The following is a 7,557-nucleotide window of genomic DNA, read 5'->3' on the forward strand; positions in this document are numbered from 1 at the left end:
TAAATTGCTATTCACACATCCGAATGGATGTGTTTTATTTTGCTTTTTGATGTCTTAAAATTACAAAATAAAATCTCAGAATAAACTTCCGAGATAGTATATAAGCTATATAAATTAATTTTGAGGTTTGTCAACAAAGTTTCTAATGATACTTTTAGCTGTAACATCAACATTAGCAAAGATTGGTTTTCATTCTCAATCTATTAATGTATTTTGAGGAACAATATGATCGAAACTAATGTTTACTAATTTATCAAAACTTGTTTCAGTTGAGTTGTCATCAACACCTTTAACAAATTTTTCAGGGTCAAAGTATTTTTCAATTCTGATTGAAACAATTTTGACTTCATCATCAGGTGAAACCATTTCTCTAACTGAATTAATGTTTCCTTTGAAGTATTCTAGCTCATTAGGGAAACGTAAGTCATCAATGATGAATAAACTGCTTTTACCTGCTTTAGAAGATTCGCTAGCAATTGATTTAATTTTTTCAAAAACTCTTGAACATCAAATGTTTGTATCGATGTTTCTTCCGACTTCCCCCATAGCAATTCAAAGTGGTCTAACAATTTCTTTGTCTTGACCATTTCAATTAATTTCATCTAAGATTGGCTGAGTAATTTGTTTAATTGGTTGTGCAAAAGATAAAATGTGTGTGTTATCTTCAAATTGAGGTTTTAATTGTTTTGAAAGTTCATTACTTAATAAACCTTTTCCACTACGTCTTTTTCCATTGATTAAAATAATAACGTGTTTATTTTTGCTCATATTGTCTCCTTGTAAATCTATATAAATTTATTGTTAATAGTGCATTAAATTATGCGTTTTATCAATCTAAATTTGAAATAAAAACAACGATAGAAATTGATTAATTTCTGATTGCTGTAAATGAATTATAAAGACAAAATTTAAAAACAAAAAGAAATAGCTGAAATTTTCACAAAATGTGAAAAATAGGAAAATTACAATTTTTTTGATTAGCAAAATTTACTAATAACATTAGAAAATTAAAAATTTAATTTTATTTCATAAAACTACTTTTATTACTATGCTATAGGTATAAAAGTATCAAAAGTATTATTTTAATTTTTAAGTTATGCTATATAATATAAAAGCAATACATATAGACAGTAACTGTATAAATGCTTATACTTAATTTGTTACCGAGTGTATCTCATTCCTGTTCAAATTGTATTGCGTAATAGATTTTGAAGGGAGGCACAAGTATGTCAGAATCAAAATTAAAAGCAGCTAAAAAAGAAGTTGTTTTAGAAATTGTTGATAAAATTCAAAACTCTAAAGCTGTTGCTTTTGCTGAATACCGTGGTTTAACAGTTTCTGAATTAGAAGATTTCAGAAAAGAAGCTAAAAAACTTGGTGTTGACATCAAAGTTTACAAAAACCGTTTATTCAACTTAGCAGCACAACAAACAGGATTTGCTGACTTAGCAGAATACTTAGTTGGTCCAAACATTTTCGCATTCTCAAACAATGACGATATGTCAGCAGCTAAATTACTTACAAAATATGCTAAAACTCACAAATTATTAGTTGTAAAAGCTGGAACATTTGAAGGTAAAGTTATCAACGCTGCAGGTGTTAAAGAAGTTGCTACTCTTCCAACATACGAAGAAGCACTTGGAATTCTTGCACGTTCAATGATGGCACCATTACAACAAATTTCATTATCACTTAAATTAGTAAGTGAAGGTAAAACAGAATAATAAAAATATTTAGTTTGAAAGGAAACATATTATGGCTAAATTAACAAAAGAAACATTCATCGAATCATTAAAAGAAATGTCAATTAAAGAAGTTATGGAACTTGTAGACGCTATGAAAGAAGAATTCGGAATCGACCCTACAGCTGCTGTTGCTGTTGCTGCAGCTCCTGCTGAAGGTGGTTCAGAAGAAAAAACAAGCGTTAAAGTTGTTTTAAAAGCTGACAACGGTAAAAAAGTTGCAATCATTAAAGTTGTTAAAGACTTATTAGGTGTTGCTTTAATGGATGCTAAGAAAATCGTTGACACATTACCAGCTGTTGTTAAAGAAAACATTAAACCAGAAGAAGCTGAACAAATTAGAGCAGCTTTAGTTGAAGCTGGTGCAGATGTTTCAGTTGAATAATATAACTTCAATTAATTCAAATTTATAATTAAAAAACCTTACAAAATCTGTAAGGTTTTTCTTTTTTATCTCATTAACTATAAAAAAAGTGAGAGCTCATGGCTGTACGTGAGACTCTCTTTAAAAATATCTAAACAAAACCACCAGACACAGCACTTCCTCATGTGGCTGCTACATTTCTGTCCTGACCAGGTTAGTGGGTTACTGTTCTGATGGCTTAAATATTATAACACCATTTTTTAATATTCTCTATTTTTTAATTTTAAAATTTCATCTTCAGTTAAATATCTAAACTGACCTTCTTGTAGTGTTTCGTTTTTAATGTCTAAGAAAGCAAATGAAATTCTTTGTAATTTAGTCACTGTTAAATCAAAATGTTTAAACATTCTTTTAACTTGATGGTACTTACCTTCATTTATTGTAAGATTTGCAGAATTATCTGAAAGAATTTGAAGTTTTGAAGGTAAGACAATTTCATTGTCTCCTATGTCAAAACCTTTTTCAAATTCAGTTATTAAGTTTTGGTCAATTTTGTTATCAACTTCAACATAGTAAGTTTTCTCAACATGTTTTTTAGGTGAAAGCAAATCGTGAGTTAATTGTCCATCATTTGTTATTAATAGTAACCCTGTAGTGTCTTTGTCTAATCTTCCAACTGTGTGAATATCTTTATATGAGTTAATGCTTTTGTCTAATAATTCAAAAACAGTTTTATTTAAGTTATCGTAATTTGCACAAACGTAGTGAGCAGGTTTGTTTAGTAAAACATAAATAAATTCTTGTTTAGGAACAATTAATTTATCATCCAAACAAACTTCTTCATTGATTATATTAATAATTGATTTAACCACTTTGTTATCAACTTTAATTCTTTTAGAGGAAATTAACTTTTTAGCATCAGTTCTACTGATGTTTAAGTTAAATGAAAGTCATTTATCTAATCTGGTCATATTATTTTAGTAAAGCATTATAAATGTTGTGTTTATAAACTTCTACTCCTGGTTGAGATAATGGGTCAACTCCAAATAACAATGAAGATAAGATTGCAACAAACTGGAAGAAAGCAAATAAATGAGCTAAATTATTGATTGAAATTTCATCAAATTCAATAATTAAATCATTATTATCAAATGCATTATTTTTAATATTAAAATTAGGTTGATTTTCACCTTTTGTACCTAGGAGACCTAGCTGGTCGAATTTTTTATTGTCTTGATTTAAGTTGTATTTTTTATTGTTAAATACAATATTTGTTGTGATTGAAAAATCGCTATCCAAACTATTTGTATTATTAACAGAATCCTTAATTGTTAAATAACCTTTTTTCTCTTTATTTTCACTTGAGTTATATAATGAACAAACGTATTCAACAAAGGAATCTAATATAAAATCATTATCATTAATAACTTCAACAGTCTTGTTATTGTATCTTGCAAAAATGTATCTAAAAATAGCTGTAAGGAACACAATATTTTCTTTTATTGGTGTGTTCAAGGTCTTTTCAATAATTGAGACAAATGTCTCGATTAATTCTCTTGAATTAAAATTCAAGAATTCAAGTACAAATAATGATGATGAATCAAATATTGAAACATATCTTTCAGGTATGTTTGTAGGTAATTTCAAGAATAAATAATTATGAATTTTAGCCATCTTATTAAGTATATTATCTGCTTCAGTGCTTGCGACTGTAATAAGTGCATTTAACATTTCAATACTATCGATTTTTTTTAAGTTAGCTTCAAGTAGTTTTCTATATTCTCTAAATGAAACAGAGCTTTCAATAGAAATTGCACTCTTTGAAATGTAATAGATAGCAAATTTTTGCCCTATTAATGAAGAAAGTTGATTTGTTAAAACTTCAGGAGAAATGTTGTTTTGTGTAAAGATAATATTAAAAGCAGGTTTATTATTTAAATAATTATTAAAAATAAAATCATAAATCGCTTTAGTAGTTAAATATGATTCTCCATCAGCAATTACAACTAATGTATCTATTTTGGTAGATTTTAAAAATTCAACTTTAGCTTTAATTAACTCTAAGTTAAATTCAAGATTATCATCAATATACTTAAGCACATTAGTTTCTTCATCGTCAGTGTTTTGAAAATTTAAAACTAAGTTGTTATGAATACTGTTAACTTTTTTAATAATTTCATTAATTTTGCTGTGTTTTAATATTGAATTCACATCCTTAAGTTGGATATTTAGGTTACCGAATTTATACATTTTTCTCCTTATTAATAGTGTTAATTAAATTTTATATTTATTTTTAGAGTTCGCTATCTTAAAACACTTATTTTTATAATAAAATTCGATATTGTCATGATATAAACTAATAATAGTTTATAATATAGCAAGCAAATACATATTTATATGTATTTAACATTATTTTATTTAAATAATTTGATTAAAAATTACATTATTTATTCATATTTTGGAGGTAATATGAGAGAGAAACAACCGACTTACATATTTGGTTTAGGTGGTGTTGAAGAAATCGGTAAATCCACATTAGTTGTAGAGCATATGAATCATATTTTCTTAATTGACTCAGGGATTAAATTTGCAGACACTTACAACACTGGTGTTAAAGGTATTATTCCTGACTATTCATACTTAAATCAACCTGGAAAAATAATTGAAGGTTTATTCATTACACATGGACATGAAGATCACATTGGTGGTGTTGTTTATTTAGTTAAACAAACAAAAATCAAAAAGATTTTTGCTCCAAGAATTGCAATTCAATATTTAAAACTTAAATTTGAAGAGCACAAAATTACAAGAAAAATTGATTTTATTGAAATCAATAAATCAGATGTTTATAAGTTTGCAAATGGATGTAGAGCTGACTTTTGAACCGCTCAACACTCAATTCCGGATGCATTTGGTGTTAGATTGACTACACCAAACGGTTCACTTATGTGTACAGGAGATTTTAGATTTGACTATACACCAATCGGAAACTATACAGACTTTGCAAGATTAGATGAAATCGGTAAAGAAGGACTCACGGTTCTTTTATCAGATTCAACTAATGCCATGAGACCTGAGCATTCACCTAGTGAATCAGATATCTTAACTGACTTGGAACGTCATATGCGTGCCGCAAAAAGAAAAATTATTATCACTTCATTTGCTTCTAACTTAACAAGAGTTAAAGTTATTATTGAGCTTGCTGTTAAATTAGATAAAAAAGTTATTCCATTCGGTCGTTCAATGATCCAAGGGATTAAAATTGGTAGAAAATTAGGTTACATCAATGTTCCGAATGGTGTGATTGTTGATAAAAAAGACTTGCCTAACATCAAAGATTCAGACCTTGTTGTTTTAACAACAGGTTCTCAAGGTGAAGAACTTGCTGCATTATCTAGAATGAGTTATGGTAAACATGCAACAATTAAAATTGTAAAAGGTGATATGGTTATTTTCTCATCAAGTCCAATCCCTGGAAACAGAATGGTTGTCGAGTTACTTACAAATAGACTTTACAAATTAGGTGCAATCATTAAAGAAAATGGTGTTGATGGTTACTTACATACATCAGGTCACGCTTATGAGTGAGAGCATGATAAAATCTTTAAATTAACTAGACCTAAATATTTCCTTCCATACCACGGTGACTATAGAATGTGTTTAGTTCACGGACAAACAGCTATTAAAAATGGAGTTAATCCTAAAAATGTTTTAATACCTAAAAAAGGTCAAGTGTTTGAAATGTACAATAATGTTATTAAGCCAACTAATAAAACAATTAACTTTGGTCCTATTTACATTGATGGAAACACAGTTTTAAACATTTCAGAAAAAATGCTTCAAGAAAGAGCAAAACTTAAAGATAGTGGATTTGTTAATATTGTTTTCTTAATTGATAGAAACAAAAATGCAATCGTTAATAGACCTCAAATTGTAACAAGAGGAAGCTTCTTTGTGAAAACTTCTAAACAATTAATTGAAGAAACAAGGAGAGTTGCTCACGGTGCAGTTCTATACTACATTAAAAATAATCCAGAATGATCTGTTAAAGATTTGGAAAAATTAATTCAAGATAGATTAAGCACATTATTCTACAAAGAAAAACGTAGAAATCCTATTATCATTCCTACAATTATGTTCCTTGACGAACCAACTGATGAAAAATTAGCTAAAGTTAAACTTAACTTCGGTAAACAGTTAGATATTGATGAACAATTAAATGATCCTACAACAAAGAATTTAAGCAAATCACAGAAGAAACAATTACTTAAGGTTAAAGAATCAATTTTTGGTGAAGTTGAAAACGATGAATTAGAAATTGATGAAGAAGATGAAATTTAACCAATAACACTTGAGCACATAGATAAACACTCTATGTGCTTTTATTTTGCGAAAATAAAATCCTAAATTTTATGTAAATTTTCCATATTTTTAAGCAAACTTTTCGAATAATATAAGGTATATAAATCAAAGGAGTATAATTAAAATAACCAAATTATTAAGGAGGTTATATGTCAGGTATTATCATTGCTGTGATTATAATTGTTGCAGTGCTTGCTGTAGTAATGCTTGTGATTACAAGTTGTCTTTCAGTGAGAATTGTTAGTGAAACTAACTTTTGTATTGTTGAAAGACTTGGTAAATACAAGAAAACAATGACTAAGGGTGTAAACTTTATGGCTCCTTACATTGATAAAATCAGAGTTAAAAATAACTTTAAGGAAAAAGTTTTTGACTACCCTGCTCAACACGTTATTACAAAAGATAACGCTACTATTCAAGTGGACACAACAGTATATTTAAAAATCTTTGATCCAAAATTATTTGCTTATGGAGCTGAAGATCCATTTTTAGCTATTGAGTTTTTAACATCAACAACACTTAGAAACTTAATCGGTGAACTTGAACTCGATGAAGCATTAACATCCAGAGAAATTATTAACGCTAAGTTAACTAAAATCTTAGATGAAGCTTCAGATGCTTGAGGAATTAAAGTAAAAAGAATTGAAATTCAAAACATTATTCCACCAAAAGAAGTTCAAGAAGCTATGACAAAACAAATGCAAGCTGAACGTATCAAAAGAGCTCAAATCCTTGAAGCTAGTGCTGAAAAAGAAAGTAAAATTCTTAGAGCGCAAGGGGAATATGAAAGTACAATCTTACGTGCAAAAGCAGAAAAAGAAAGTATGATTGAAAGAGCGACAGGTAAGAAACAAGCGATTGAACTTATTACAACCGCAAACATTTCAACTGAATACTTACAATTACAAAGCATTGAACAATTAGAAAAACTTGCAAATGGTCATGCTACAAAAATCATTATTCCACCTAACTTAGCAGATGTTGTTAAATCAATGTCAGTCGCAAAAGAAGTTTTAGATTTACCTTCTAGAGAAGAAACTAAAGCAAACAAATAGAAATTAAAAATGAACAGTGTAATTATTAAAAACA

Annotated in this window: 7 protein-coding genes and 1 other RNA gene; 4 read left to right on the forward strand and 4 right to left on the reverse strand. The window is 28.2% G+C overall.

Annotation, left to right across the window (positions count from 1 at the left end; translation table 4 throughout):
• Positions 1 to 114: 114 nt before the first annotated feature.
• Complete coding sequence (locus tag VBM86_RS00880) at positions 115 to 768, reverse strand: hypothetical protein (RefSeq protein WP_323176545.1); 654 nt, start codon at positions 766 to 768, stop codon at positions 115 to 117.
• Between the two features lie 458 nt (positions 769 to 1,226).
• On the opposite strand from VBM86_RS00880, the gene rplJ reads away from it, so the two are divergent.
• Both rplJ and rplL read left to right on the forward strand, forming a co-directional pair.
• Positions 1,227 to 1,724, forward strand: a complete 498-nt coding sequence (rplJ, locus tag VBM86_RS00885) for a 50S ribosomal protein L10 (protein WP_257088783.1) — start codon at positions 1,227 to 1,229, stop codon at positions 1,722 to 1,724.
• A gap of 31 nt (positions 1,725 to 1,755) precedes the next feature.
• A complete protein-coding gene (rplL, locus tag VBM86_RS00890; RefSeq protein ID WP_257088781.1) occupies positions 1,756 to 2,127 on the forward strand; it encodes a 50S ribosomal protein L7/L12 in 372 nt (123 codons plus the stop codon).
• 129 nt (positions 2,128 to 2,256) lie between these two features.
• Here the strand turns inward: rplL and ffs are convergent.
• The 3 genes from ffs to VBM86_RS00905 all read right to left on the reverse strand — a co-directional run bounded on the left by ffs (position 2,257) and on the right by VBM86_RS00905 (position 4,356).
• Positions 2,257 to 2,351, reverse strand: an RNA gene (gene ffs, locus VBM86_RS00895) — signal recognition particle sRNA small type.
• 15 nt (positions 2,352 to 2,366) lie between these two features.
• A complete protein-coding gene (locus tag VBM86_RS00900) occupies positions 2,367 to 3,077 on the reverse strand; it encodes a pseudouridine synthase (protein WP_257088779.1) in 711 nt (236 codons plus the stop codon).
• 1 nt (position 3,078) lies between these two features.
• Complete coding sequence (locus VBM86_RS00905; RefSeq protein WP_257088777.1) at positions 3,079 to 4,356, reverse strand: hypothetical protein; 1,278 nt, start codon at positions 4,354 to 4,356, stop codon at positions 3,079 to 3,081.
• A 219-nt stretch (positions 4,357 to 4,575) separates the two neighbouring features.
• On the opposite strand from VBM86_RS00905, the gene VBM86_RS00910 reads away from it, so the two are divergent.
• Together VBM86_RS00910 and VBM86_RS00915 are read left to right on the forward strand one after the other, a co-directional pair.
• Positions 4,576 to 6,447, forward strand: a complete 1,872-nt coding sequence (locus tag VBM86_RS00910; protein WP_323189546.1) for a ribonuclease J — start codon at positions 4,576 to 4,578, stop codon at positions 6,445 to 6,447.
• Between the two features lie 170 nt (positions 6,448 to 6,617).
• The gene (locus tag VBM86_RS00915; protein ID WP_323189547.1) at positions 6,618 to 7,523 is read left to right on the forward strand and encodes an SPFH domain-containing protein; all 906 of its coding nucleotides are present in this window, start codon (positions 6,618 to 6,620) and stop codon (positions 7,521 to 7,523) included.
• The last annotated feature ends 34 nt before the right edge of the window (positions 7,524 to 7,557 follow it).

The organism is Mycoplasma sp. 21DD0573 (genome assembly GCF_034863425.1).
Taxonomy (GTDB): Bacteria; Bacillota_I; Bacilli_A; order Mycoplasmatales; family Metamycoplasmataceae; genus Mycoplasmopsis.